We start from the raw sequence: 25,198 nt of genomic DNA, 5'->3' as shown, positions 1-25,198 counted from the left end.
AAAGCGGGCCCGTGCGAGAGGCGCGCGGGCCGTACCGCAAGGCGGGCCCGTGCGGGAGGCGGGCGGAGCGGTGCGCGGGGATCAGACTGCCAGGCGGGCGAGCACTTGCGCGAAGGCCGGGGGTGGGGCGACCACGAGGCGGATCTGGCCCTGGCGGGTGACGATCTCGGCCTTGATGAGGGTCAGCCGCCCCTCGTGCCACCAGTAGACCTGCGGGCTGAGCCCGTCGGTCCTGGCGGCGTGCACGCGCAGCCGCTCGATGGCGCGCACCACGCCGATGCCGTCGACGGGATGCACGAGCAGCGTGTACGGATCGGGCAGCACGACGAGCGCGCCGTCGTCCGGCACGGCCAGGTAGTCGTCCAGCCAGCGCAGGTGCGTGGCGGCCGACGGGCTCTCGGCGGTGAGCCGGGTGACCGAGGTGCCCGACACGCCGATCGACTCGGCACGCAGCCGTTCGCCGCGGACGTTGCCGGCGGCCAGGTCGAGCGCCTGCCCGGCGGCCATCGGCCAGCACCCGGCCTCCTCGGGCCGCACGACGCGCCCGCCGACGGTGAGCAGCTCAACCAGGTCGGCGTTGAGGTGGCGGCCGACGACGCGGGTCAGGTCGGCCACGTCGTCCACGGCCTCGACACGGGTGCGCATCAGCGGCCTGGCCTGCTCGATGTCGCACACGTCGAGCCAGTCGCCCGCGGTGGCCACGGCGTGCGCGAGGTGCTCGGAGACCAGCTTGGGCCAGTCTTCCCTGGCCCTGCGCCCGGCCTCGCGCCGCAGCCCCGTGAGCTTGACGATCAGGGCGCCGCTGCCTCCCGGCCCGTCCTCCCGGTCGCCGCGCAGCGTCACGGACGCGCCGTCACGGGCGAATTCGAAAAAGTAGCCGAGAGATTCCGCGACGAGCGCCAGCAGCGAGTCGAGATCGACGTCCTCGACGGGCCGGCGGGAGGGCTCTCGTTCACGCCTGAACCAACTCACACGCCGTGTACCTTTCTGTCGTATTCGTCCCTCTTACCTTGCCTGCTCCCCATCGCTGTTCGGACCAGTCAGCGAGCACGATTCGGTATCGATAACACCAAGAGACCCCAGCCACACGCTCATCTGTGGTGACCCGTGTCCCACTGGCAACCCGGCGAGAATCGGCACGCCGAGCGGCTTCAGGCGGTCGGCCAGCACCGGGTAGGGATCGCCGCAGTCGACCCACGACCCGAGCGCGATCCCCCGCACCCCGTCGAACGCGCCCGCGTGCAGCAGCTGGGTCAGCATCCGGTCGATCCGGTACGGCTCCTCGCCGATGTCCTCGAGGAAGGCGACCTTGCCGGCGAACGACGGCTGCCACCGCGTGCCGCACAGGGAGGCCAGCAGCGACAGGTTACCGCCGGCCAGCTCGCCCTCGGCGCGTCCCTCGGCCAGCACGCGGTCGCCCTCGACCCGTACGGGCTCGCCGGACAGCGCCGCGCGCAGGCTCTCCCACGTACGCGGCTCTGGGCCGTCCTCGGCGGCGAGGACGTCGCCGGCCACCATCGGCCCGTGCAGCGTCGGCACGCCCAGTTCGACGGCGAACGACAGGTGCAGCGCGGTGATGTCGCTCGACCCGAGCAGGACCTTCTGGCCGGCCGCGCGCATGGCGTCCCAGTCGAGCAGGCCGAGCAGCCGGCCGGCGCCGTATCCGCCACGGGAGCAGAACACCGCGGAGACGGACGGGTCGCACCAGGCGGCCTGCAGGTCGGCCGCCCTGGCGGCGTCGTCGCCGGCGAGGTAGCCGAACTCGTGGCGGTCGAGCGCGTGCTCGCCCACCACGACCTTGTAACCGAGGCTCTCCAGCCGCTCGGCGCCGCGCCGGAGCTTGGCGGCGTCGGCGGGGCCCGAGGGCGAGACGACGGCGACGGTGTCACCTTGTCGCATGGGTCAACTCCTTGACGAACATGGGCAGAGCTTCGCCGATCGGTTCGCGGATGACGCGGTCGGCGAAGGGGTCGTAGGGTGTGGGCTCGGCATTCACGATCACCAGCCGGGCCCCCGCGTCGAGCGCCACCCCGCAGAGCCCGGCGGCGGGGTGGACGGTCAGCGACGTGCCGACCGCGACGAACAGCTCGCACGAGCGGGCGGCGTCGATCGCCGCGTCGAGCACCTCGGCATCGAGGTCCTGGCCGAAGAAGATCGTGTTGGACTTCTGGACGCCGCCGCAGCGCGGGCAGGGCGGGTCGTCCTCGCCGGCGGTCACCCGGGCCAGCACCTCGCTCATGGGCGTGATCAGGTCGCAGGACACGCACTCGGCGCGGTGGAGCGTACCGTGCAGCTCGACGACCTTGTCCGGCGACGACCCGGCGCGCTGGTGCAGCCCGTCGATGTTCTGCGTGACGAGGGCGCGCAGCAGGCCGGCGCGCTCGAGGTCGGCCAGCGCCAGGTGGGCCGCGTTCGGGCGGGCGTTCCAGGCAGGGTGGTCGAGGCGGGCGCGCCACGCGGCCCGCCGGACCTCGGGGTCGGCGAGGTAGCTGTCGATCGTCACGGTGGCCGCCGCCTGCGGGTTCTTCGTCCACACGCCCTGGGGCCCCCGGAAGTCGGGGATGCCGGATGCGGTGGAGATGCCCGCTCCTGTGAGAAGCGACACCGGCATTGGCTCGTTCACCTGGCAAACGGTGTCACACTTGCTTTCCGTATGCGACTTCCGCCCCACATCCTCGTGGTCAACGGCATCAAGGTCCGACGGCCGGTCTTCCTGCTCGGAGCCCCGCATTCCGGCACGGACCTGCTGGCCCGCGCCCTCAAGCGCTCCCCCGGCTTCCACGTGACGACGGGCCGCGCGTGCGTCGCCCACGTGGTGTACGCCTTCGCCCGCAAGCCGTCCATCGCCGCCACCTCGGGCGCGGTACGCGTGCTGCGCGACGCGCTCGCCGAGTCGTGGCAGGTCCTGCCCGGCTCGTGCGCCGGGTGCGCGGCGGCGTGCCGCGAGGCCGGCGGCGTCACGGGAGCCGGCCCGTGCGTGTCGACCGCCGAGGTCACCCGCTTCGGCGACGGCAGCCCCGACCTGATCTACAGCGCGCCCGTGCTGCTCCAGGCGTTCCCCGACGCGCGGTTCGTCCAGCTGATCCGCGACGGGCGCGACGTGGTCGCCGACATGCTGGCCGACCCGGCGTGCCTGGCCTGGTTCAAGCCCGCGATGCTGTCGGAGCAGACCGAGTTCCCCAACGCGTTCCTCGGCGTCAACAAGGACGAGCATCTCGACCGCTGGAAGGCCATGCCGGTGGCGGGCAAGAGCGCGCTGCGCTGGCGCAGCGCCGTGCGGCTGAGCGCCGAGCTGCGCCGCACGCTGCCCGCCGGGCAACTGCTCACCCTGCGGTACGAGGACCTCGTACGGCGTCCCCCGCAGGCGACGGCCGCGCTCGGCGAGTTCCTGGAGACCCGCGTCGCCAAGGCCGTCCTGTACGACGCCGCGATCCCGCAGGTGGGCGCCTGGCGCCGGCTGCGGCGCGACGACCTGGCGCTGGCCGAGAAGGTGGCCAGGGAGGAGCTCAGCCGGCTGGGCTACCTGAGTCCTTGAACTGGGTGCGGTAGAGCTCGGCGTACAGGCCGCCCCTGGCCAGCAGCTCGTCGTGCCGGCCGCGCTCGGCGACACGCCCGTCGTGGACGACGAGGATCTCGTCGGCCTCCCTGATCGTCGACAGCCGGTGGGCGATCACCAGCGACGTGCGGCCCTGCAACGCGGTCTTCAGCGCGACCTGCACCGCCGCCTCGGACTCCGAGTCGAGGTGGGCGGTCGCCTCGTCGAGCACGACCACGCGCGGCGCCTTCAGCAGCAGCCGCGCGAGCGCCAGGCGCTGCTTCTCGCCGCCGGACAGCCGGTAGCCGCGCTCGCCGACCACCGTCTCGAGCCCGTCGGGGAGGCCCTCGACCAGGTCACCTATCTGCGCGGCCCTGAGAGCGTCCCAGATGTCCTCGTCGTCCGCCTCCGGTCTGGCATAGCGGAGGTTGGCTGCGATCGTGTCATGGAAGAGATGAGCGTCCTGCATGACCACCCCCACGGTGTCGCGCAGGGACGCGAGCGTGGCGTCGCGCACGTCGAAGCCGTTGATCCGCACCGCGCCCTCGTTGACGTCGTAGAGCCGCGACACCAGCGAGGTGATGGTGGTCTTGCCCGCGCCGGAGTGGCCGACTAGGGCGACGAGCGCACCTGGCCGGGCCGTGAACGACACGCCCCGCAACACCGGCTGGGACGGGCCGGTGTCCTGCTTGGCCACCGACTCGAGCGAGGCGAGCGACACCTCCTCGGCCGCCGGATAGCGGAAGTGGACGTCGTCGAACTCGATCGTGACGGGGCCGTCGGGCACCGGGACCGCGCCGGGCTTCTCGGACACCATGGGCCGCAGGTCGAGGATCTCGAAGACCCGGTCGAAGCTCACGAGCGCGGTCATCACGTCGACGTGCACGTTGGACAGCGACGTGAGCGGGCCGTAGAGCCGCATGAGGAGCGCGGCGAGGGCCACCAGGGTGCCGAGCTCGAAGGCGCCGGAGATCGACAGGACGCCGCCGATGCCGTACACGAGGGCGGTGGCGAGCGCGGCGACCAGGCCGAGCGCGACCCGGAAGACGGTGCCGTACATGGCGACGGTCACGCCGACGTCGCGCACCCTGGCCGCGCGGGCGCCGTAGACCGCGGCGTCCTCGTCGGGACGGCCGTAGAGCTTGGCGACCATCGCGCCGGCCACGTTGAACCGCTCGGTGGTGACCGAGCTCATCTCGGCGTCGAGCTGCATCTGCTCGCGGGTCAGCACGGACATGCGGCGGCCGACGTACTTCGCGGGCAGGACGAAGACCGGCAGCAGCACGAGCGCGACGAGCGTCACCTGCCACGACAGCGCGAGCATCGCGCCGAGCACGAGCACCAGGCTGACGACGTTGGCGACGACGGACGACAGCGTGCTGGTGAGGGCGCGCTGGGCGCCGATCACGTCGGTGTTGAGCCGGCTGACCAGCGCGCCGGTCTGGGCGCGCATGAAGAACGCGACCGGCATGCGCTGCACGTGGTCGAACACCTCGGTGCGCAGGTCGTAGATCAGGCCCTCGCCGATGCGGGCGGAGAACCACCGCTGAACCAGCGTCAGCCCGGCGTCGACCAGGGCGAGCGCGCCGATCGCGACGGCCAGCCAGACGACCACCTCGGTGCGCCGGGGCAGGACGCCCTCGTCGATGATCGCCTTCATGAGCAGCGGGTTGGCGATCACGATGACCGCGCCCACGACGACGAGCAGCAGGAACGCGACGATGTGCCGCGAGTGCGGGCGGGCGTAGCGGGCGATGCGCCGCACGGTGCCGGGGCGCAGCCGCTGCTTCGTCACCGAGCCGTCGCGGCGCAGCGACGACCACACGCCCGGCCCGAAGCCTCCGCCCATCATCGCCATGCGGGGGTCCCTCCTTCTGCCCCCGGCGTCGGCGCGGCCGGGGTGTCCAGCCACCTCAGCACCCGGCGGCGCCTGGGGATTCCCCTGTCCGCTGACCGCGAAATCGCGCCCGAAACCGCCCGCGCCCTCAGCCGGACAGGGGTCAGCCGAACAGGGCCTTCAGCCGGGCGGCCTGCGCGGCTCCCTCCGCGGCGCACTGCTCCTCCAGGGAACGTCTGCGCGCCCCCTGGAGAAGCCGCTTGGTCGCGATCGCCGCGTCACGGTTGGTCGACAGCAGCTCCGCGGCCTTGTCTCGTACGGCTTGCTCTAGGTCGCCCCCGGCGACCACTTTCTCGGCGAGGCCGATGCGCAGGGCCTCGTCGGCGTACACGGTCCTGGCCGTCAGGCAGATGTCGATCGCTCTGGCCGGTCCGACCAGCTCCACGAGGGGCTTGGTCCCCGTCAGGTCGGGCACCAGGCCCAGTGCGGGCTCTTTCATGCAGAACGCGGCGTCCTCGGCCACGATCCGCAGATCGCAGGCGAGCGCGAGCTGGAACCCCGCGCCTACGGCGTGCCCCTGTACTGCGGCGATGGAAACGATCTCCGGGCGGCGCAGCCACAGGAATCCTGCCTGGGCCTGCTTCACGCGCTGCTCGACGTCGGTGCCGCCACGTGCGGCCGCCGAGCTGAATGAGCCCTGTCCTGGCACTCCCTCTGGTGTGAACATTCGCAGGTCGATGCCTGCCGAGAAGGACGGTCCCTCACCTCTCACGACGACGACGCGCACCTGCTCGGGCAGGTTCTCGCCGATGCGAGCCAGTGCCGACCAGGTCGCGAACGTCTGTGCGTTGCGCTTGTCCGGCCGGTCCAGCGTGATCGTCGCGATCTCACCGTCCACCTCGTAGCGAAGCCCGATCTCCGCCAGCCTTTCGGTGGAGACGTCCTCCGCGTTCCCCCCGCGCTGTCGCGCCTGCGCTCCCGCCATCGCCCGCTCCCTGTCGTCGGAGTGCTGACCGTCGCGCCCGAGCCTACAGAAGATGATTCTGGCCCGGGCGCGACGGCGGCTGACTGGGGACGAGCGGCTGCGGTCGCACGTTCCGAGGCGGCCGTCAGCGCTTGGACTTGCCTCGGGTCGCCCCTCCGCGTCCGCGCAGAGTCACACCGGACTCGCTGAGGATGCGGTGGATGAACCCGTAGGACCGACCGGTCGAAGCGGCCAGGGCGCGGATGCTCTCACCCGCGGCGTAGCGCTTCTTGAGATCGCCGGCCAGTTTTTCCCGGTCGGCCCCGGTGACCCGGGTGCCCTTCTTCAGTGTCTCGGCCACGAGTACCTCCTGTAGTGCCGGACTTCCGCAGCGTTACTCCGCCATGATCAGTCATTTCAGCGGGATCGGCTACCTACTCCACGGGAAAAGATCCGTACCCACTCAAATTAAGATCAGGCAAGTGCCACAAGATCGGAAAATTCGTCGCTCCACGCGTCTTCAGTTCCGTCAGGTAGCAAGATCACCCTATCCGGTGACAGGGCGTCAACGGCACCCTCGTCATGCGTGACCAGGACGATTGCTCCTGAATAGGACCTCAGAGCATTGAGAACCTGTTCACGACTGACGGGGTCCAGGTTGTTGGTCGGCTCGTCGAGGAGGAGGACGTTGGCGCTGGAAAGCACCAGCATGGCGAGCGCGAGACGGGTTTTCTCACCGCCGGAGAGCACCCCGGCCGGCTTGTCGACGTCGTCGCCCGTGAACAGGAACGACCCGAGCACCTTGCGCAGCTCGGTGTCGGTGTACGTGCCGCCGGCCGACCGCATGTTCTCGAGCAGCGTGCGGTCGCCGTCGAGCGTCTCGTGCTCCTGGGCGTAGTAGCCGATCTTCAGGCCGTGGCCGGGCCGGATCTCGCCGGTGTCGGGCTTTTCCACGCCGCCCAGCAGCCGCAGCAGCGTGGTCTTGCCGGCGCCGTTCAGGCCGAGGATGACAACCCTGTGACCTCGGTCGATGGCCACGTCGACGTCCGTGAAGACCTCCAGCGAGCCGTACGACTTCGACAGCTCGACCCCCGTCAGCGGGGTGCGCCCGCACGGCTGGGGGTCGGGGAAGCGCAGCCGCGCCACCTTGTCGCTCTGGCGCTCCTCCTCGGTGGTCGACAGCAGGCGGTGCGCCCGGCGCATCATGTCCTGGGCCGCCTTGGCCTTGGTCGCCTTGGCCCGCATCTTGTCGGCCTGCGTGAGCAGCGCCCCGGCCTGCTTCTCGGCGTTGGCGCGCTCGCGCTTGCGGCGCTTCTCGTCGGTCTCACGCTGGGCGAGATAGGCCTTCCAGCCGACGTTGTAGTGATCGATCACGGATCGGTTGGCGTCGAGGTGAAGGACCTTGTTGACCGTCGCTTCAAGAAGACCGACGTCATGGCTGATGATCACCAAGCCACCTTGATGACTTCGCAAAAAATCGCGAAGCCAGCTGATTGAGTCAGCATCAAGGTGGTTTGTCGGCTCGTCTAGAAGGAGAGTTTCCGCCCCGCTGAAAAGAATTCGTGCCAATTCCACACGGCGTCGCTGACCGCCGGAAAGCGTTTGCAAGGGCTGACTCAGCACCCTGTCGGGCAGGCCGAGACTGGAGGCGATGGAGGCGGCCTCCGACTCGGCGGCGTAGCCACCGAGCACGTGCATCTGGTCTTCGAGGCGGCCGTACTTCCTGACCGCCTTCTCGCGCGTGCGCTCGTCGGCGGAGGACATGCCGAGCTCGGCCTCGCGCAGCTCCTTGATGACCTGGTCGAGCCCACGCGCCGACAGGATGCGGTCGCGGGCCAGCACCTGCAGGTCGCCGCTGCGCGGGTCCTGGGGCAGGTAGCCGACGCTGCCGGTGGTGGTCACGGTGCCGGCCGCGGGCAGGCCCTCGCCCGCCAGCACCTTGGTGAGGGTGGTCTTGCCGGCGCCGTTGCGGCCGACGAGTCCGATCTTGTCGCCGGGGTTGACCCGGAAGGAGGCTTTGTCGATGAGCAGACGTGCACCCGCACGCAGCTCGATGTCACTGGCGATGATCATATTGGCGGAACACTCCCGAGCTAGGAGACGAGGATTGGGCGCGTGCGACGCCGGTCAATCGGGAGTATGCATACGGATCAGTGTAGGCCCCGTTACAGAGCTCCACCTCTGGTTATCCCCGCTGGTCGGCCTGGGGCAGGTAGCGTCCGACCAGCGCGAGGTTGCAGATCGCGGCCAGGCCGTACTGCGCCGCGCCGTTGGTCCCGACGAACGGCGCCTCCCGCACCGGGTGCGGCACGTGCGGCCCGTCGACCAGCGTCAGCCGCCAGTCGTCCTCGCGCTGCAGGGGGTTGCTGTTGAGCTGGTCGCCCTCGTCGACGAAGAACGCCCGCCAGGCCAGGGCGGCCAGGCCTGCGTCGCCGCCGCGCGCCGCCGCGTACGCGGGCAGCCTGCTGTGCGCCTGCACCAGCGAGATGCCGCTGAGCCTGCGTCCCACCTCGGCCTCCTGCTGCTCGGGCGGCGCGAGGTAGAGCCGGCAGTAGTCGAGCCAGGCCCGCTCGAAGCCGGGCACGCCGAGGTCGAGCGCGATCAGCTCAGCGCAGATCTCCGGCAGCCCGAACAGCGCCGACAGGTGCGAGACGGAGATCGCCTCGCGCGTGCTGTCGATCCGCCCGGTCGCGAGGTCGAGCCTGCCCTCACCGGTCAGGAAGCCGTACGGCAGCGCGCCGATGTCGGCCATCGTGCCGAGCAGCCGGTCCCTGGCCCGTTCGTCACCGTGGCGCTCCCACCGGGTGAGCCAGGCCGCGGCCAGCGCCCCCCAGTCGGTGCCGAGCCCGACCGACAGCGCCGCGGGGTCGGGCGTGTAGACGTCCTCGCGGACCTTGCGCAAGGGGTCGAGGGTGAGGAACGTCTCCTCGGGCGCGCACAGCTCGTCCAGCAGGTCTCCGGTGCGCTCGTCGGCCGTCAGGTAGTAGTGGAAGCGCCGGTAGGCGGCGTTGGAGATGCGCACCTGCTTGCAGCTGCAGCCCCAGTGCTGCACGTTGTGCCTGCTGCCGAGCCCCTTCCAGCGGCCCAGGTGGTAGACGTCCACCTCGCCGGTGTGGCGGGTCATCGCCTCGGCGAAGCGGAACACCTCGGCCCGGCCCGTGCGCACGTACTGCAGCCACAGCCACAGGTCGGGCGACAGCTCGGAGTTGTCCCAGGCGTACCCGCCGACGTCGTAGCGCCAGGTGTGCCGGTCGGGGTCGTAGGTGTGCATGACGTCGCCGTAGTCCCAGAACCCGTACCACCGGCGTTGCTCGCGTTCGCGTACGTACAGGTCGAACAGGAAGTCGAGACGGTCCTCGACGGCGGCGCGGGCGGGGGTGGAGCGGTCGGGCAGGTCCCAGACGCCGAACACGCCCGCGGCGCGCAGCCGCTCGGGCGCGCACGTCAGCAGGCCTGGCTCGTTCGCGGCGGCGGCGTGCGCGGCGAGGTCGCGCGCGGACGGCGTGCGGCCGTGCGCCCGCAGGCCCAGCTCGTGCGTACGCGCCACCCCGCGGGCGTCGCCGAAGCCGGGCTCGTAGTCCTCGTACGTGATCTCCAGGCCCTCCAGCTGCTCGGCGAAGGTGTCCTGGCCCATGCCGTCGTGGTAGAAGCGCAGGTCCATGGCGGGGGCCGACGGCGACCACAGCCCGACGGTGACGCTCGCGCGGTCGCTCGCGGCGTTCCTGACGTCGAGGCGGGTGGGGTGCAGGCGCCAGAAGTCGCGCAGCCCGAAGGCGAGGCCGCCGCTCACGCCGCCGACGTAGCCGTAACCGGCCGAACGGGTGCCCGAAGGGACGGTCACCCAGCCGTGCCGCTCACCGGTGCGTTTGCGCAGCGTGTAGCCGTCGGCGCTGAGCTGGTCGAGAGTGTGGTCGGTCCAGGCGGGGACGAGGTGCAGCCGGCTCGCGACCTCGGGGTGCAGCTCGCCCGCCGGCTGGCCCTCGACCTGGGCGCGGCGGGCGCTCTCGCCCGGGTCGCGGCGCAGGCCGGTGATCCCGCGCACGGCCTCGGTGTGGAAGCCGTGGCTGCCGGCCAACCTGACGTGCCGGTCGTGCGGTTCGTCGCGCATGACGACGTCGGCGCGCAGACCGAGCCCAGCGAGGAAGTCGCGCTCGGGATCGCCGTCGTGCACGAACGTGTGCATGATCCGCACGTGTTCGGCGCCCGCGTAGAAGTACAGGCGCACGGTGAACGGCAGCCAGTCGCCGTGCCGGCCCTCCAGCCGCACGACGGCGCGCACGGGGCCGTCCTGCTCGACCGTGACCCGCTCGACCTGGCCGGTGAGCTGCTCACGGGCGACCGGTCCGCCCTCGTCGGGGGTGGGGCCGCGCTGGCGCAGGCTCACGAGGCGCACGTCGGCGGCGACCTCGCGGTCGCCGTGCGCGATCGAGCGGGCCAGCGTGCCGCCGCCCTGCTGTCCGATCGTCCAGGTGACGACTCCTGTGCCGACGCGCAGCGCGCCGTCCTCGCGGGTGACGGTCACGGGCGTGCCGGGGACGGCGGGCTCGCGCCCCGGTTCGAGCCGGTACGCCTCCGCAGCGGGACCCGCCCCGGCGGCGTGCGCCGTCCACTTGAGCGAGCCGTCCGGCCAGGTCGCGGTCACCCAGCTCTGCACCGGCACCTCCCGGCCGTCCGCGCCGGTCAGCGCGAACGGCGTGCCGGGCCGCAGCGCGCCGCGCGGCCACGGCACCCCCCAGGTCGTGCCCTGCTCCCCCGGCCGGTCCAGCCACCGCAGACCGGTGGTGTGGGTCATGCGCTCACTCCTTCACGCTTCCGATCAGCACGCCCTTGGCGAAATGCTTCTGCAGGAACGGGTAGAAGCACAGGATCGGCAGGGTCGCGATCACCACGACGGCGAACTTGAGCCCCTGCGCCGGGAAGAAGACCACGGAGTCGAGCGCCCCGATGGCGTTGGCGGCGTCCGGACTGGTGAGCTGGCGCACCAGCACCTGCAGGGTCCACTTCTGGTTGTCGTTGATGTAGAGCAGCGGCGACATGTAGTCGTTCCAGATGGCCACCGCGTAGAACAGCGAGAACGTCGCGATGATCGGCTTCGACAGCGGCAGGACGATCCTGAAGAAGACGCCGAGCTCGGTGCAGCCGTCGATGCGGGCCGCCTCCTCCAGCGCCTGCGGCAGCTCCTGGAAGAACGACTTCACGATGATCAGGTAGAACGGGTTGATCGCCAGCGGGAGGATCAGCGCCCAGTAGCTGTCCAGCAGGCCGAGGTCGCGCACCACGAGGTACGTCGGCACGATCCCGCCGCCGAACACCAGCGTGAGGATGACCAGGTTCAGCACCAGCGTGCGGCCCGGCAGATACCGCTTGGCCAGCGGGTAGGCCATGGTGAACGTCAGCGTCAGCTGCAGCACCGTGCCTACGGCCGTGACCACGACCGTCGTGACGAGCGCCCGCAGCAGCGTGTCGTTGGCGAAGATGTACGCGTACGTGCTGGTGACGACGTTCTCCGGCCACAGGAAGAACGGCCGCGCGGAGATCTCGCCCTCCGTGGCGAACGACCCGGCCAGCACGTACAGCAGCGGCAGCACGGTGATCAGCGCCAGGCCGCCGAGCAGGAGGAGGTTCAGGACGTCGAACACCCTGCTGCCCGGCGAGCTGTAGTGCCGGACGGCGGCGGTGGTCTTGGTCGGACCGGACACGGCTCGGGCTCCCTCGACGTTCAGAACAGTCCGCGCTGGCCGAGGCGCTTGGCCAGCCAGTTGCAGCCGAAGATCAGGATCACGCCGGCCACGCCCTTGAACAGGCCGACGGCGGTGGCGTAGCTGTAGCCGCCCTGCTGGACGCCGACGTAGTACACGAAGGTGTCGAACACGTCGGCGACCGAGCGGTTCAGCGAATTGGTGAGCAGCCAGATCTGCTCGAAGCTCTGGTCGAGCAGGTTGCCCGAGGTGAGGATGGCCATGACCACGATCGTGGGCCGGATGGCCGGCAGCGTGACGTGCCAGAACTGCCGCCAGCGGCCGGCGCCGTCCATGCGGGCGGCCTCGTACAGGTTCGGGTCCACGCTCGCCAGCGCCGCGAGGTAGATGATCGTGCCCCAGCCGGACGTCTTCCACAGCAACTGCAGGATCACCAGCGGCCTGAACCAGTCCGGCTGGGCCAGGTAGTCGACCCTGGCCCCTCCCGTCAGGCCGTGGATCCAGCCCGCGACCAACCCGAAGTCGACCGAGAACAGCAGGTACGTCAGGGAGAAGACGATCGTCCAGGACAGGAAGTGCGGGATGTAGATGAGCGACTGCACGAACCGCTTGTAGACGCCGACGCGCAGCTCGTTCAGCAGCAGCGCGACGACGATCGGCGCGGGGAAGACGAAGACCGCCGTCAGCAGCGCGAGGAAGAGCGTGTTGAACAGCAGGCGGCCGAAGTCGGGGCCGGTGAACAGCGCCTCGAAGTGCTTGAGCCCCACCCACGGGCTGCCGGAGTAGCCGAGGAACGGCACGAAGTCCTGGAAGGCGATCGTCAGGCCGTACATCGGCAGGTACTTGAACAGCGCGAAGTACACCAGGCCCGGCACGAGCATGAGGTACAGCCAGCGATAGCGCAGCAGCGCCGTGCGGATCGGCACCCTGCCCGGCGTGTGCCCGGGAGCCGCCTTCGCCTCCGGCGGCGCGAGGTCGGTGGCCACGACGGCCTCCTTTCAGCTTTCAGCGGAGGGGTCCGGGACGTCCCGGACCCCTCGGTCGAGCCGGCTCAGCCGCCGATCTTCGAGATCCCGTCCTGCAGCTCGGTCAGGATCTGGGTGCCGCCGGAGTCGTACCAGCGCTTGATCTCGGCCCTGAACTGCTCCTCGGTGAGCTCTCCCGCCAGGTACTTGATGCGGGCGTCGGTCGGGATCGGGTTGAGCGTCGCGCCGCGCTCGACCGCGGTCTGCGAGATCACCGGCAGCGAGGGGTCGTGCACGGCCGTCTGCAGGTCGAGGTTCATCAGCTCGTCGCGCTGCTTGAGCCAGTCCTGCTCGGCCTGGCTCGGCCGCATCCACTCGTACGCGTCGCCTGCCACACCGACGCTGGAGGTGGTGCCGAGCTGGATGAAGGCGTACTCGACGTCGTTGTTGACGACCTTCATCCCGGGGTCCTGGTCGTCGATCTTGACGGCGTAGCCGTTCTCGACCCGGAAGTTGCGGCCCTCGATGCCGTTGTTCAGCAGGATCGAGCCCTCCTTGGAGGCCAGCTTGTCCAACGTCCGCAGCACGTCGTCGAGCTGCTCGTCGGTGCGGACGCGCTGCTTGGAGACCGCGACGATGCCGTTGTAGCCGGTGAACGGCAGGGAGAACTTCTGCCCGTCCGGCCGCGACAGGTTGCCGGCCATCGCGACCTTGCTGTCGTAGGTCTCGGCGTCGAGCTCCTTGAGCTCGTCGAACAGCTGGCCGGCCCGGACGTTGACGTCGATGATGATGCCGCCCTTGCCCTGGACGAACGGGTCGTTCCACTTGGCGGTGTCGAGGGTGGCCCAGTCGGCGTTGACCAGCCCCTCGTCGATGAAGCGCTTGATGTACTTCTGCGCCTCCCAGAACTCCGGCACGTCGAACTCGGGCACGAGCTTGCCGTCGCGCGTCCCGTAGTTGTTCGGCGCGCCGAACCAGACGTCGATCGCGTTGTACGGGCTGGAGGCGGCGAAGCTGACGCCGGGCCACTTCGGCAGGATGAGGCCGTAGGTGTCCTTCTTGCCGTTGCCGTCGGGGTCGCGCTCGGTGAACGCCTTGGCGATCTCGTACAGCTCGTCGGTGGTCTGCGGCGGCTTCAGGCCGAGCTTGTCCAGCCAGTCCTTGCGCAGGATGATCGCCGAGCGCAGCAGCGGGCGCACCCGGTAGATGCCGTAGTTGCGGCCGTCGGTCTTCGCGTTGATCCAGGCCTGTTCCGACTTGGGCCGCAGGTTCGGGTACTTGTCGAGCTTGTCGGTGAGGTCCCAGAACGCCCCTGCCTTGGCCGCCTGGACGAACGACGGGCTCTTGTTGTCCTGGATGACCATGACGTCGGGGATCGAGTCGGAGGCCAGCACCACGTTGGTCTTCTCGTTGTACTCGGCGTTCGGCGTCCAGGTGATGGCGAGCTTCTTGCCGGCCAGTTTCTCGACGGCCTGGTGGATCTCGCCCTTGGGGTCGGGCGCGGTGCCGAACAGCGGGACCATCATGGTCACCGTGCCGGCGTCCGCGCCTGACCCGCCGCCGCCGTCGTCCGAACAGGCGGACAGGGCGAGGGCGGACACCAGCGTCAACGCTCCGGCGAGGCTCCGGCGGCGAGATGCGCTCATTGATTCCCTTTCGCTTGCAGGCGCGCCTCGTTCTCCTCGAAGAAGCGCTGGCAGAGCCACGTGTTCAGAGAGATCCACGCGCCGACGCCGACGATCGGGGCGAGGACGGGGGCCGTCGCGACGACGAAGGCGACGGCCGACAGGGCGAACAGCAACAGCGCGGTGGCGGCCGGCCGGGTCAGGGCCACGAGCGACGCCTTCGGCAGGTAGTCCCGCAGCGGCAGCTCGTAGTGCGCGTACAGCGGCCCGAGGTACGCCCCTGCCGCGGCCAGGACGACCAGCGCCGCGTACGTCGCCACCAGCAGCCCGCCGCCGGCGGCGGTACCGGGGCTGGTACCGGGGGCGGACAGGTACAGCAGGTTGCCGACCAGCACCGTGGCCACGACGGCGACGGGCAGGACGAGCAGGGAGCCGCGGACGAACTCCCGCCGGTAGGCGGACGCGTAGTCGCGCCACTGAATCGATTCACCTCTGGCATGCCTGCGAGCCACCACGTAGGCGGCCATCGTGGCCGGGCCGAGGCCCAGCACCACTCCGCCGAGCAGCGTGAAGACCATCCACATCAGGTTGAGCCTGGCCGCCCAGAAGATCTCGGAGCAGACCGCTTGCACCTTCATCGACATGGCTGGATGGCTCATCACGCAGTACCTTCTGACGGCGTGTGCGCGGACAGGGGGGGTGTGTCGCTCCAGCGGTCAGCCCTCCCCGTCACGGGAGGACGAACCGTCGCCGGTGAGGCGAAAGTAGTGTTGAATCGACTCAAAGTCAATGACGCTAAATCCGCATATTTCCGTACTGTGCGGGCCGCGCCCGAGCCGCCGTCCCGCAGACCCTCAGGACGTACGGCGCGGCGCGCTCGACTCGCGGACCACCAGGTCGGGCTGGAAGATGACCTGCCGGTGCCGGTGCCGCCCGGGGTCGGCCACCTCGTCCAGCAGCAGGTCGACGGCGGTGCGCCCGAGCAGCTCACGCGGCTGCCGCACCGACGACAGCGGCACGGCCGCAGCCGCGGCGAAGTCGATGTCGTCGTAGCCGACGATGGCGAGGTCGTCCGGCACCCGCAACCCGTGGGCGGCCATGGCCTGCAACAGGCCCAGCGCCATCATGTCGTTGGCGCAACAGGCGGCCGTCGGACGCTCGGCGGCGGGCATGGCCGCCAGGCGCTCCCCGATGGCCCGGCCCCCAGCCACGGTGAGCTCGGGCGCGGCGCACGCGACCAGCTCGGCTCCCCCGCCGGCCGCGGCGACCACCTCGGCGACGCCCGCGTGCCGGTCGGCCACCTGCCTGACGGACGGCGGCCCGCCGGCGAACAGGATGCGCCGGTGGCCGCGTTCGAGGAGGTGAGCCGCGGCCAGCCGCCCACCCAGCCGGTCGTCCACGGCCACCGAGCAGCGCAACCCGGTCGCCGGGCTGTCGACCAGCACCACCGGCGTCCCCCTGGCCGCGATCTTGGTCAGCCAGGGGTCGTCCGTCCTGACCGGGGTGATGAGGATGCCGAGCACCCGCTGCTGTTCGAGCTGGTCGAGGTGGCGGCGTTCGCGCCCCGGGTCGCCCGCGCTGTTGCACAGCACCACCATCGTGTCGTGCTCGTCGGCCACCGCCTCGGCGCCGTGGGCGACGTCCACGAAGAACGGGTTGGAGACGTCGAGCACGACGAGGCCGACCGTGCGGCTGCGGCCCGCGCGCAGGCTGCGGGCCACCTCGTTGCGGACGAAGCCGAGCTCCCTGATGGCGTCGAAGACGCGTTCGCGGGTGGCGGGCGAGACGATCTCGGGGCGGTTGAGCACGTTGCTCACGGTGCCGACGGAGACGCGCGCCAGCTGCGCGACCTCCTTGATGCTGCTGGTCGCCATCGATCCTCACGGAGCCGGTGCTGCCAGAACGAGTGCGGGAACAGCGCTGCCGGGTGCGGACCTGCCGAACGCCGGGAACCCGGCCCATCATAGCCCCGGCCCAGATGGTTTTGAATCGTCTCAACGATCGTCGTTCACTCGGGGTCGACGACCCGCACGCGCACCGCCCGGAACTGGGCAGGCGTGTCGCGCAGCACCGCGAGGCGCGGGTCGGGCACCACGAGGAACGGCTCCGTCTCCAGCGCCAGCAGCGGCGCGAGCCGCCGGTCGGGCCGCAGGGCGTCGACCGCGCGGCGGTCGCCGCCGAGCACCACCCCGTCGAGCTCCCCCAGGTGAGGCGTGAGCACCCGCAGCGCCGTCTCGACCGCGTCGTCGAACGCCTTGTCGGCCTGGTTGCGGCGGCGGCGGGCGAAGCGCTGCTGCGACCAGCCGCCGGCGGCCGTGCGTCCCTGCACCAGCCGCGACCCCACCTTGGAGGCCACCAGCACGGACCCGTGGAAGACGCCCGCCGCGTAACCGCCGAGGCGGACGAGGAAGACCCCGATTTTCCGGTCGGCGCCCGCGTGCGCGACGAGCCTGGTGACGTGCGGCGGACCGGGCGGCGTCATGGGCGGGAACGGCACGTGCAGCTCGGCCAGCGCGCCGTCGTCGGCGAGCAGCCGCACCACGCGCGCGTCACCGGTCGCCGAGAAGGGGCCGTGACGGTCGGCGAACCCGTCGATCCAGGGATGCAGGCGCTCCGGCGGCACCGTGACCCACCGGCCGCCACCCCTCGCCGGACGCGCGCTCATGCCCCGAAGGCTAACCGATCAGCCGCACCGCCTCTTACCGCGATCGCGGCGGCCGGTCACCCCTTCTGGGGAACCAAGACCGAAATATCGGTTAATTCTGTTTCCTGCTACTTCTGCTCCCTCTGTCGCAGGAGCACCATCAGTACGTGTCCTCCCTGCTCACCAGCCCCTTGGTGGATCTCGACACCGGGGCCGTCCTCGCGCACCCCGCGTTCGTGGACCCCGGCGGCGCCCTGCGGGCGGCCCCGCTGCCCATGATCCTTGAGCTGCCGACCAGGGCGGTGCTGGCGGGCGCGGCCGCGCTGACCCCGCTCCACGAGGCGCTGCGGCGGGCGGGCCGGCATCCCCGCGAGGCCATCCTCCTTCTCGCAGGACCGTGCCAGGAGCACGAGCGTCCCCTGCTGAAGGTGGGCCTCGACGGCCTGCGCGCGATCGGCTACCTGTACGGCTTCACCGACGTCGGCGGCACGGGCCCGACGCTCGATGTGGTCGCCGAGAACGCCCCGTACCTGATCGCCCTGGACCCCGACGTGGTGGCGCGCATCCCGGGCGACCACCGCGCGGCGGCGGTGGCCCGGTCGGTGGCGACGCTCGCCCGCGGCGCCGGCGCGCACCTCATGGCCCCGGGAGTCGAGGACGAGGCGCAGGTCGCGGTGCTCCGCGGCCTCGGCGCGCGCCTCGCGCACGGCCCCCTGCTCGCCCCGGGCCCCGACGGCCGGGTGCGCGTCCCGCTGCCGGTCGCCGACGACTCCGCGGCCTCGGCCGTGCTCGGCCCGCGCGTGCAGGAGCTGCTGCTGCCGGCCGTGACCCTGCCGGAGGACGCCAGGGCGGAGGACGCGGTGGCGGCGTTCGGCGAGGAACCCACGATCACCAGCGTGATCCTGGTGGACGAGTACCAGCGGCCCACGGGCAGCCTCGACCGCAGCCGGTTCCTGTTGTCGTTCGCCAACCGCTACGGCCACGCGCTGCACGGTTCCAAACCGGCGCGGCGGCTGGCCGACCCACCGCGTACGGTTCCCCGGACGACCCCGACGGTGGCCGCCATGCAGGCCGCCGGCCGCGACGCCGCGCGGGTCTACGACGACCTGGTGGTCACCGACGAGCTCAACCGCTGCCTCGGCATCGTCCGCGTCTCCGACCTGATCAGGCAGGTGACGGCGCTCAGGGCCTGACGACTCCTGCTCTGAAGTACTGGGCGGCCGGGCGCGGGCGGGATAGGAAAGGACCATGAACCGGCCGCTGAACAGACGCGCCCTGCTCGGTGCGGGCATGCTCGCCGGGGTGAGCGCGTGCACCGTGAGCCCCTCCCCCGCCAACCCCTCGCCGCCCCAGGCGCCCGCCTTCGACCCGTCCGACTGGGCGTCCGTACGGGCCCAGTTCGCGCTCGACCCGGCCGTCGCGCAGTTCGCGGCGTTCGTGCTGGCCCCCGCCCCTGCGCCGGTACGCGAGGCGATCCGCAGGCACCGCGACGCCCTGGATGCCAACCCCGAGTACCTCCCGCCCGGCGGCGGGGAACCCGACCGGACGGTACGCGAGGCCGCGGCGAGCTACCTCGGCGGCGAGCCAGGCGAGGTGGTGCTCACCGACAGCACCACGATGGGCCTCGGCCTGCTGTACTCCGGCATCGTGCTGCGCCCCGGCCAGGACGTGCTGACCACCGAGCACGACTTCCTGGCCACCCACGAGGGCCTGCGCCTGCTGACCGCCCGCACGGGCGCGAAGGTCCGCAAGGTCAAGCTGTACGACGACCCCGCCACGGCCTCGGCCGACCGCATGGTCTCCGCCATCAAGGAGGGGCTGGGGCCGCGTACCAGGGTGGTGGCGGTGACCTGGGTCCACTCCAGCACGGGCGTGCTCGTGCCGATCCGCGCCATCGCCGACATGCTGGCCGAGGAGAACAAGAACCGCGACGAGCACGACCGGGCGCTGCTGTGCGTGGACGGCGTGCACGGGTTCGGCGCGATGGCCGACAGCGTGGCCGACCTGGGCTGCGACTTCCTGGCCAGCGGCACGCACAAGTGGCTGTTCGGCCCGCGCGGCACCGGCATCGTGTGGGGCCGCGCGTGGGACGCGATCGCGCCCGTCGTCCCGAGCTTCAGTGAGGCCGCGTTCATGGCCTGGCAGTACGACCGCGCACCGGGCGCGAGCACGGCCGAACTCGTCACCCCGGGCGGCTACAAGGCGTTCGAGCACCGGTGGGCGATGCCGGAGGCGTTCACGTTCATGACGGCGATCGGCAAGGACCGCGTGCAGCAGCGTACGCAGGAGCTCGCCACCCGGCTCAAGGCCGGGCTGGCCGAGATCACGCACGTCACGCTGACCACCCCGAGCGCACCCGAGCTGTCGGCGGGTCTGGTGTGCTGCGCGGTGGCGGGCATGAGCCCGATGCAGGCCGTGCAGCGCCTGCACACGCAGAAGGTGGCGGCGAGCGTGACCCCGTACAGCCCCCCGCTGCTGCGCTTCGGCACCAGCATCGTGACCAACCCCGAAGAGGTCGACCTCGCGATCAAAGCGGTCCAGTCCCTGCGCTGAGCGCCGCCCCCGGGCCCCGGCGCCTCTCCCCCGGAGCCCGGGGCTTCACGTGACGCGATGGAGATCATCTCCTGTGATCATCGGCACATGAAACGCATGAGCCTCGCACTGGTGGTGGCCGGCCTGCTGAGCGTCACGATCCCGGGCGGCGCCGCGCACGCCGCCACAAGATCGGGCTCTCTCGACTCCGCCATCGCAGCGATCAAGAAGCAGTTCGCGAAGAAGAGCAGCGTACGCTTCTCCGTCAAGCAACGCGGCGGTCCCGCGGCCGCCTGGGACAGCAAGACATCCGGCGCGTACCGCTTCCGGGCCTCCGGCGTGTACGCCGCCGACACCACGACGATCCGCCCTGAGATCGAGGGGACGGGCCGATCACGGGAAATCAGCATCGGCCGGGATTTCTACTCCCAGGCGTACGTACGTGCCAAGGACGGCAAGTACGTCTGGAAGTCACCGAGGACGCTGGGCAAATGGTCGCACGGGAGGAACCTCGCCGGGGTCATCTGGGGAGAGGACCTGGTCAACGGGATCAACCCGGGCTTCCTCCGGCTCGTCGCGTCCCACGGTGCGACCAGCGCGGACGGCGGGACCTTCGAGGGGGTGAAGACGACCCTGCACAGCGGCACGGTGACGGTTCCGAAGCTGGGCGAGAGGCAGGCGGGGATCTCGTTCGGGACCAGGGAGGAGGAGTACTCGTGGCGCGGGCCGATCACGTGGAAGCTCTGGGTGGGCCAGGACAACCTGCCACGCCGCTTCCACGCCATCATCAGGTTCACCCCCACGGAGGGCGGTGACGTCAAGACCATGACGCTGAACGTCATCTACCGGGACTGGGGAAAGCCCGTCAAGATCACTCCCCCGCCGAAGCACCTCCTCACCTTCGACTGGTGATCGTCGCCACTGCGTGCGGCCGGAAGGAGTCTCGCGAATCCCCTGGGCCCGCGCCTGGCGCGGGCCCAGGGGTCGTGTCAGCGGAACCCGAGCTGCTCGTCGGAACTCAGCGGCTCGGTGTTGATGAGCGGTGGCCGTCGCTCAGAGGCGGCAGGCGTAGATGTCGGTGACCAGGATGGCTCGGGCGCCGATGTCCCACAGCTTGTCCATCACCTGCTGGTGGCCCTTGCGCCGGACCATGGCGCGTACGGCCACCCAGCCCTCGCGGTGCAGCGGCGAGACGGTCGGGCCCTCCATGCCGGGCGTGAGCGCGATGGCCTCCTCGATGCGCTCGGCACGGATGTCGTAGTCCATCATGACGAAGTCGCGCGCGTGGACGACGCCCTGCAGGCGGCGGACGAGCTGTTCGAGGCTGTGCGTGTCGACCGCGCCCTGCTGCTTGATCAGCACGCCCTCGGAGCGCATGATCGGGTCGCCGAACACCTCCAGGCCCACGTTGCGCAGCGTGGTGCCGGTCTCGACGACGTCGGCCACCGCGTCGGCCACGCCGAGCCGGATCGCGGTCTCGACGGCCCCGTCGAGCTTGATCACGCGAGCGTCGACGCCCTCGTCGGAGAGGTACTTCTCCAGCAGGCCCGCGTAGGAGGTGGCGATGCGCTGGCCGTCGAGATCCTTGACCGAGCGCATCGTGCCCGCTCGGGCGGCCAGGCGGAAGGTGGAGGCGCCGAAGCCGAGCGTCATGATCTCCTCGACCGGGGCGCCGGAGTCGATGAGCATGTCACGGCCGGTGATTCCGGCGTCGAGCGTGCCCTCGCCGACGTACACGGCGATGTCGCGCGGACGCAGGAAGAACAGCTCGCAGCCGTTCTCCTCGTCGACGACGACGAGCTCCTTGCTGTCGCGGCGCGACCGGTAACCGGCCTCTTTCAGCATGTTCTGCGCGCCCTCGCTGAGCGCGCCCTTGTTGGGTACTGCAAGACGCAGCATGTCAGGTCCTCGATGTCTCGCTAGGTGCTTCTCCAGGGGCTTGCGGTGGTGGGCGCGCCGCGCCCTAGAGATGCTTGTAGACCTGGTCGAGGCCGATGCCTTTGGCGATCATGAGCACCTGGACGTGGTAGAGGAGCTGCGAGATCTCCTCGGCCGCCCTGTCGTCTGACTCGTGCTCGGCGGCCATCCAGCTCTCGGCGGCCTCCTCGACGACCTTCTTGCCGATGGCATGGACGCCGGCGTCGAGCGCGGCCACGGTGCCCGAGCCCGCGGGTCGCGTCCTGGCCTTCTCGGACAGCTCGGCGAACAGCTCTTCGAAGGTCTTCATGATCTCTCTCGTCGGTCGGCTGACGTGCGATGTCAAGCCTAGTCTGCGCCACGCGGTGGCGAGGTCACACGTCCGCCACGCGAGACGGACCAGGTCAGATGCCCTTCTTTCCCACGGAAACGCCGCTGCCCGCCGTACCTCCCTCGAAAGGGGGTACGGCGGGCAGCGGTCAGGCTGGGTCAGCGGTCGAAGCGACGGCCGCCGTTGCGGCGGTAGCCGCCGCGCTCGTCGGACGGCCCGCCGGAGCGGTGGCCGTCGCGCGGTCCGCGGTCGTCGGAGCGGTAGCCGCCGCGGTCGCGGTCACCCGAGAACGGGCGGCCACGGTCGGAGCCGCCGTAGCGGGTGCCGCGGTCGTCGGGGCGGAACCCGGACCCGCGCTGGCCGCGGTCGTCGGAACGGAAGCCCGGCCCACGCTGACCGCGGTCGTCCTGACGGAACGGACGGTCGTCGGAACGGAAGCCCGGCCCACGCTGGCCACGGTCGTCCTGGCGGAAGGGACGGTCGTCGGAGCGGTAGCCGCCGCGCGGCCTGCTGTCACGACGCCGGTCGTCACTGAACGTGCGCGGCTCCTGGGAACGCCCGAAGGGCCGCTCACCCTCGCCGTGCCGGCGCGGACGACGGTCGTCACCCGACGGGAACGGACGCTCGCCGTCGCCGTCGTGCCGACGCGGACGACGGTCGTCACCCGACGGGAACGAACGCTCGCCGTCGCCGTCGTGGCGACGCGGGCGACGGTCGTCGCCGAAGTCGCGGCGGTTGCGACGGCCGCCACGACGCTCGGAGGGGCCGCCGTCGCGACGCGGGCGCAGCGGCTTGCGGACGTCGGGCTCCCACACGGGGATGGCCTCGCCGCTCGGCGTGCGGGCGCCCGTCACCTCGGCGACCCGCGGGTGGCCCGGGGTGGCCTTGAGCCGGAACGGGTGGATGCCGGCGCGGCGGGTGAGCGCGTCGGTCGAGCGGCGCTCGTTGGGCAGCACCAGCGTGACGACGGTGCCCTTCTCGCCCGCGCGGGCGGTGCGGCCGCCGCGGTGCAGGTAGCTCTTGTGGTCCTGCGGCGGGTCGAGGTGCAGCACGAGGCTGATGTTGTCGACGTGGATGCCGCGCGCGGCGACGTCGGTGCAGACGAGCACGTTGACTGCGCCCTCGCGGAACTCGGCGAGGATGCGGGTGCGCTGGTTCTGGCGCTTGCCGCCGTGCAGGCCGCCGGACTTGACGCCGACCCGGGCCAGCTGCTTGCACAGCCGGTCGACGCCGTGCTGGGTGCGGACGAAGATGATCGTCCGGCCCTCACGGTTGGCGATCTCGGCGGCGACGTCGAACTTGTCGTCGCGCGAGACCTGCATCACGTGGTGCTCCATGGTGTCGACCGGCGAGGTCGCCGGGGCCACGGAGTGGGTGATCGGGTCCTTGAGGAAGCGCTGCACCAGCTTGTCGACGTCGCCGTCGAGCGTGGCGGAGAACAGCAGCCGCTGCCCATCGGTCGGGGTCTGCGCGAGCAGGTCGGTGACGACGGGGAAGAAGCCGAGGTCGCACATGTGGTCGGCCTCGTCCAGGACGCTGACCTCGACGTCGCCCAGGGAGCACTCGCCCTGCCGGATGAGGTCGCCCAGACGGCCCGGGGTGGCGATGACGACGTCCACGCCACGGCGCAGGGCCTCGATCTGCTTGCCCATGGACATGCCGCCGACGACGACCTTCATGCGCAGCCCGAGGCCGCGGCCGAGAGGCTCGAGGGCGTCGTGCACCTGGAGGGCGAGCTCACGGGTGGGCACGAGGATCATCGCGCGGGGGCGGCCGGGGGCCGGGCGGACACCGGCGATGCGCGCCATGGTGGGCAGGCCGAACGCGAGCGTCTTGCCGGAGCCGGTCTGGCCACGGCCGAGCACGTCGTGGCCGGCGAGCACGTCGGGAATGGTCGCGCTCTGGATGGGGAACGGGCTGTCGAAGCCCAGCTTGGCCAGCCCGTTGACGAGCGGCCTGGGGAGGCCGAGAAGCTCGAACTCGGACGGGCCGGGCTCGGGGGTCTCCTCGAGCGTGGGCATGACAGCGTCAAGCATGGTCACGAAATTCGTGCCTTTCCATCGAAGTGGCACGTCACTTCTGCGAAAGGACGAGCCGGGACGTGCGGCACATCGGCCGCACACGTTCAGGGGCACCCGCCGCCATGAGGGCGGGATCAAAGTGAGGGAGATACACCAGGGCATCGGCCGCAGGCGATGCGATACGCGCGATGAGACGTCGGTGTATGTGTACCTGGTGCCAACGACCGGGATGTTATCGGATATTCCACCGTTATGGAGCGGGGATTTCCCAACCCGGCCGCCGACACCCTGAATGGGCCGGCGCAGAACGCCGGCCGAGTCAGCAGAAAAAGATCAGACGTTGAAGCCTAGCATACGAAGCTGCTCGCGCCCCTCGTCGGTGATCTTGTCCGGGCCCCACGGCGGCAGCCAGACCCAGTTGATCTTCACGTCGGAGACCATGCCGTCGAGCGCCGAGTGGGCCTGGTCCTCGATCACGTCGGTCAGCGGGCACGCCGCGCTGGTCAGCGTCATGTCGATGGTGGCCATGGGCTTGCCACCGTCGACGGGGTCGAGGTTGAGCCCGTAGATGAGGCCGAGGTCGACGACGTTGATGCCGAGCTCGGGGTCGACGACGTCCTTCAGTGCCTCCATGACCTCCTCGGTGGTGGCCTCGCCGTCGAAGTCGGTCGGGGTCTGCACTGGCTTGCTCATGCGGCGCTCCTCACCACAGCGTCCTTGTAGGCCATCCACGACAGCAGCGCACACTTGACCCGCGCCGGGAACTTGGCCACCCCGGCGAACGCGACCGCGTCGCCGAGGATCTCCTCGTCGGGCTCCACCTGGCCCCTGCCCTGCATCAGCCGGGTGAACTCATCGATCACGGCCAGCGTCTCCTCGACCGTCGAGCCCGTGGCGAGCTCGTGCAGCACCGAGGCGGCGGCCTGGCTGATCGAGCACCCCTGGCCCTCGTAGGAGACGTCGAGGACCTTGCCGGCGTCGCCCACCTTGACCCGGAGCGTTATCTCGTCGCCGCACGTCGGGTTCACGTGGTGAACCTCGGCGTCGTACGGCTCGCGCAGCCCCCGCCCCTGCGGGTGCTTGTAGTGTTCCAGGATCAGCTCCTGGTACATCGACTCGCCGATCATG

23 protein-coding genes are annotated in these 25,198 nt (G+C 70.8%); 4 read left to right on the top strand and 19 right to left on the bottom strand.

Going from position 1 to position 25,198, the window contains the following annotated elements; all coding sequences use genetic code 11:
• Positions 1-81: 81 nt before the first annotated feature.
• From BLR04_RS16135 to BLR04_RS16125, 3 genes are read right to left on the bottom strand one after another with little or no spacing between them, the layout of a single operon-like run.
• Positions 82-972: a hypothetical protein gene (locus BLR04_RS16135; RefSeq protein ID WP_090765093.1), complete on the bottom strand. Its 891-nt coding sequence runs from the start codon at positions 970-972 to the stop codon at positions 82-84.
• Between the two features lie 33 nt (positions 973-1,005).
• Positions 1,006-1,899 (bottom strand): S66 peptidase family protein, encoded by an 894-nt coding sequence (locus BLR04_RS16130; protein ID WP_090765089.1) that lies wholly within the window; start codon positions 1,897-1,899, stop codon positions 1,006-1,008.
• Positions 1,886-2,611 (bottom strand): SIR2 family NAD-dependent protein deacylase, encoded by a 726-nt coding sequence (locus BLR04_RS16125; protein WP_090765086.1) that lies wholly within the window; start codon positions 2,609-2,611, stop codon positions 1,886-1,888. Before BLR04_RS16125 ends, BLR04_RS16130 begins: the two co-directional genes overlap by 14 nt.
• 42 nt (positions 2,612-2,653) lie before the next feature.
• Here BLR04_RS16125 and BLR04_RS16120 point away from each other — a divergent pair, with 42 nt between their 5' ends.
• Positions 2,654-3,535 carry a sulfotransferase family protein gene (locus BLR04_RS16120; protein ID WP_090765084.1) on the top strand — a complete coding sequence of 294 codons (882 nt, stop codon included), beginning with the start codon at positions 2,654-2,656 and terminating at the stop codon, positions 3,533-3,535.
• Here the strand turns inward: BLR04_RS16120 and BLR04_RS16115 are convergent.
• From BLR04_RS16115 to BLR04_RS16065, 11 genes are all read right to left on the bottom strand, one after another.
• The gene (locus BLR04_RS16115) at positions 3,507-5,393 is read right to left on the bottom strand and encodes an ABC transporter ATP-binding protein (protein ID WP_090765082.1); all 1,887 of its coding nucleotides are present in this window, start codon (positions 5,391-5,393) and stop codon (positions 3,507-3,509) included. The genes BLR04_RS16120 and BLR04_RS16115 overlap by 29 nt on opposite strands.
• Positions 5,394-5,535: 142 nt before the next feature.
• The gene (locus BLR04_RS16110) at positions 5,536-6,357 is read right to left on the bottom strand and encodes an enoyl-CoA hydratase/isomerase family protein (RefSeq protein WP_090765079.1); all 822 of its coding nucleotides are present in this window, start codon (positions 6,355-6,357) and stop codon (positions 5,536-5,538) included.
• 124 nt (positions 6,358-6,481) lie between these two features.
• On the bottom strand, positions 6,482-6,697 hold the full coding sequence (locus tag BLR04_RS16105; protein WP_020547488.1) for a helix-turn-helix domain-containing protein: 216 nt from the start codon (positions 6,695-6,697) through the stop codon (positions 6,482-6,484).
• 113 nt (positions 6,698-6,810) lie between these two features.
• On the bottom strand, positions 6,811-8,409 hold the full coding sequence (locus BLR04_RS16100; RefSeq protein WP_090765076.1) for an ABC-F family ATP-binding cassette domain-containing protein: 1,599 nt from the start codon (positions 8,407-8,409) through the stop codon (positions 6,811-6,813).
• A gap of 112 nt (positions 8,410-8,521) precedes the next feature.
• The gene (locus BLR04_RS16095; RefSeq protein ID WP_090765074.1) at positions 8,522-11,128 is read right to left on the bottom strand and encodes an exo-rhamnogalacturonan lyase family protein; all 2,607 of its coding nucleotides are present in this window, start codon (positions 11,126-11,128) and stop codon (positions 8,522-8,524) included.
• Positions 11,129-11,132: 4 nt separating this feature from the next.
• Entirely contained in the window at positions 11,133-12,035 is a 903-nt protein-coding gene (locus BLR04_RS16090; protein ID WP_090765071.1) for a carbohydrate ABC transporter permease, read from the bottom strand.
• 20 nt (positions 12,036-12,055) lie between these two features.
• The gene (locus BLR04_RS16085) at positions 12,056-13,021 is read right to left on the bottom strand and encodes an ABC transporter permease (protein ID WP_090765068.1); all 966 of its coding nucleotides are present in this window, start codon (positions 13,019-13,021) and stop codon (positions 12,056-12,058) included.
• A gap of 65 nt (positions 13,022-13,086) precedes the next feature.
• Entirely contained in the window at positions 13,087-14,646 is a 1,560-nt protein-coding gene (locus tag BLR04_RS16080; protein WP_090765065.1) for an extracellular solute-binding protein, read from the bottom strand.
• Positions 14,643-15,284, bottom strand: a complete 642-nt coding sequence (locus BLR04_RS16075; RefSeq protein ID WP_245740284.1) for a YesL family protein — start codon at positions 15,282-15,284, stop codon at positions 14,643-14,645. The genes BLR04_RS16080 and BLR04_RS16075 overlap by 4 nt, the downstream gene beginning before the upstream one ends.
• A 195-nt stretch (positions 15,285-15,479) precedes the next feature.
• On the bottom strand, positions 15,480-16,499 hold the full coding sequence (locus BLR04_RS16070) for a LacI family DNA-binding transcriptional regulator (RefSeq protein ID WP_090765062.1): 1,020 nt from the start codon (positions 16,497-16,499) through the stop codon (positions 15,480-15,482).
• A gap of 134 nt (positions 16,500-16,633) precedes the next feature.
• Positions 16,634-17,290 (bottom strand): acVLRF1 family peptidyl-tRNA hydrolase, encoded by a 657-nt coding sequence (locus BLR04_RS16065; protein WP_090765060.1) that lies wholly within the window; start codon positions 17,288-17,290, stop codon positions 16,634-16,636.
• A 146-nt stretch (positions 17,291-17,436) separates the two neighbouring features.
• Between BLR04_RS16065 and BLR04_RS16060 the strand changes: the two genes are divergently transcribed.
• The 3 genes from BLR04_RS16060 (at position 17,437) to BLR04_RS16050 (ending at position 20,713) form a co-directional block, all read left to right on the top strand.
• Complete coding sequence (locus BLR04_RS16060; RefSeq protein ID WP_090765057.1) at positions 17,437-18,462, top strand: EAL domain-containing protein; 1,026 nt, start codon at positions 17,437-17,439, stop codon at positions 18,460-18,462.
• Between the two features lie 55 nt (positions 18,463-18,517).
• Positions 18,518-19,822, top strand: a complete 1,305-nt coding sequence (locus BLR04_RS16055; RefSeq protein WP_090765054.1) for an aminotransferase class V-fold PLP-dependent enzyme — start codon at positions 18,518-18,520, stop codon at positions 19,820-19,822.
• Positions 19,823-19,909: 87 nt separating this feature from the next.
• Positions 19,910-20,713, top strand: a complete 804-nt coding sequence (locus BLR04_RS16050; protein ID WP_143022062.1) for a hypothetical protein — start codon at positions 19,910-19,912, stop codon at positions 20,711-20,713.
• 141 nt (positions 20,714-20,854) lie between these two features.
• On the opposite strand, the gene hisG is transcribed toward BLR04_RS16050, so the two are convergent.
• The 5 genes from hisG to sufU all read right to left on the bottom strand — a co-directional run bounded on the left by hisG (position 20,855) and on the right by sufU (position 25,197).
• Positions 20,855-21,700: an ATP phosphoribosyltransferase gene (gene hisG / locus BLR04_RS16045; protein WP_090765046.1), complete on the bottom strand. Its 846-nt coding sequence runs from the start codon at positions 21,698-21,700 to the stop codon at positions 20,855-20,857.
• A gap of 64 nt (positions 21,701-21,764) precedes the next feature.
• Complete coding sequence (locus BLR04_RS16040) at positions 21,765-22,028, bottom strand: phosphoribosyl-ATP diphosphatase (protein WP_020547470.1); 264 nt, start codon at positions 22,026-22,028, stop codon at positions 21,765-21,767.
• Between the two features lie 179 nt (positions 22,029-22,207).
• Complete coding sequence (locus BLR04_RS16035) at positions 22,208-24,085, bottom strand: DEAD/DEAH box helicase (protein ID WP_218128991.1); 1,878 nt, start codon at positions 24,083-24,085, stop codon at positions 22,208-22,210.
• Positions 24,086-24,403: 318 nt separating this feature from the next.
• On the bottom strand, positions 24,404-24,763 hold the full coding sequence (locus BLR04_RS16030) for a metal-sulfur cluster assembly factor (RefSeq protein WP_090765041.1): 360 nt from the start codon (positions 24,761-24,763) through the stop codon (positions 24,404-24,406).
• On the bottom strand, positions 24,760-25,197 hold the full coding sequence (sufU, locus tag BLR04_RS16025) for a Fe-S cluster assembly sulfur transfer protein SufU (protein WP_090765038.1): 438 nt from the start codon (positions 25,195-25,197) through the stop codon (positions 24,760-24,762). Before sufU ends, BLR04_RS16030 begins: the two co-directional genes overlap by 4 nt.
• Position 25,198: the final 1 nt, after the last annotated feature.

Source organism: Nonomuraea maritima (assembly GCF_900100395.1).
Taxonomy (GTDB): Bacteria; Actinomycetota; Actinomycetes; order Streptosporangiales; family Streptosporangiaceae; genus Nonomuraea; species Nonomuraea maritima.
Note: the sequence above shows the minus strand (reverse complement) of the source record. Positions and strands in the feature narration are given on the sequence as shown.

What these genes read in the sequence shown, in the direction of transcription:
- BLR04_RS16130 (WP_090765089.1), bottom strand. Translation starts at nt 1,899, where the DNA reads ATGCGACAAGGTGACACCGTCGCCGTCGTCTCGCCCTCGGGCCCCGCC.
- BLR04_RS16125 (WP_090765086.1), bottom strand. Translation starts at nt 2,611, where the DNA reads ATGCCGGTGTCGCTTCTCACAGGAGCGGGCATCTCCACCGCATCCGGC.
- BLR04_RS16120 (WP_090765084.1), top strand. Translation starts at nt 2,654, where the DNA reads ATGCGACTTCCGCCCCACATCCTCGTGGTCAACGGCATCAAGGTCCGA.
- BLR04_RS16115 (WP_090765082.1), bottom strand. Translation starts at nt 5,393, where the DNA reads ATGGCGATGATGGGCGGAGGCTTCGGGCCGGGCGTGTGGTCGTCGCTG.
- BLR04_RS16110 (WP_090765079.1), bottom strand. Translation starts at nt 6,357, where the DNA reads ATGGCGGGAGCGCAGGCGCGACAGCGCGGGGGGAACGCGGAGGACGTC.
- BLR04_RS16100 (WP_090765076.1), bottom strand. Translation starts at nt 8,409, where the DNA reads ATGATCATCGCCAGTGACATCGAGCTGCGTGCGGGTGCACGTCTGCTC.
- BLR04_RS16095 (WP_090765074.1), bottom strand. Translation starts at nt 11,128, where the DNA reads ATGACCCACACCACCGGTCTGCGGTGGCTGGACCGGCCGGGGGAGCAG.
- BLR04_RS16080 (WP_090765065.1), bottom strand. Translation starts at nt 14,646, where the DNA reads ATGAGCGCATCTCGCCGCCGGAGCCTCGCCGGAGCGTTGACGCTGGTG.
- BLR04_RS16075 (WP_245740284.1), bottom strand. Translation starts at nt 15,284, where the DNA reads ATGAGCCATCCAGCCATGTCGATGAAGGTGCAAGCGGTCTGCTCCGAG.
- BLR04_RS16070 (WP_090765062.1), bottom strand. Translation starts at nt 16,499, where the DNA reads ATGGCGACCAGCAGCATCAAGGAGGTCGCGCAGCTGGCGCGCGTCTCC.
- BLR04_RS16065 (WP_090765060.1), bottom strand. Translation starts at nt 17,290, where the DNA reads ATGAGCGCGCGTCCGGCGAGGGGTGGCGGCCGGTGGGTCACGGTGCCG.
- BLR04_RS16055 (WP_090765054.1), top strand. Translation starts at nt 18,518, where the DNA reads ATGAACCGGCCGCTGAACAGACGCGCCCTGCTCGGTGCGGGCATGCTC.
- BLR04_RS16050 (WP_143022062.1), top strand. Translation starts at nt 19,910, where the DNA reads ATGAAACGCATGAGCCTCGCACTGGTGGTGGCCGGCCTGCTGAGCGTC.
- hisG (WP_090765046.1), bottom strand. Translation starts at nt 21,700, where the DNA reads ATGCTGCGTCTTGCAGTACCCAACAAGGGCGCGCTCAGCGAGGGCGCG.
- BLR04_RS16040 (WP_020547470.1), bottom strand. Translation starts at nt 22,028, where the DNA reads ATGAAGACCTTCGAAGAGCTGTTCGCCGAGCTGTCCGAGAAGGCCAGG.
- BLR04_RS16035 (WP_218128991.1), bottom strand. Translation starts at nt 24,085, where the DNA reads ATGCTTGACGCTGTCATGCCCACGCTCGAGGAGACCCCCGAGCCCGGC.
- BLR04_RS16030 (WP_090765041.1), bottom strand. Translation starts at nt 24,763, where the DNA reads ATGAGCAAGCCAGTGCAGACCCCGACCGACTTCGACGGCGAGGCCACC.
- sufU (WP_090765038.1), bottom strand. Translation starts at nt 25,197, where the DNA reads ATGATCGGCGAGTCGATGTACCAGGAGCTGATCCTGGAACACTACAAG.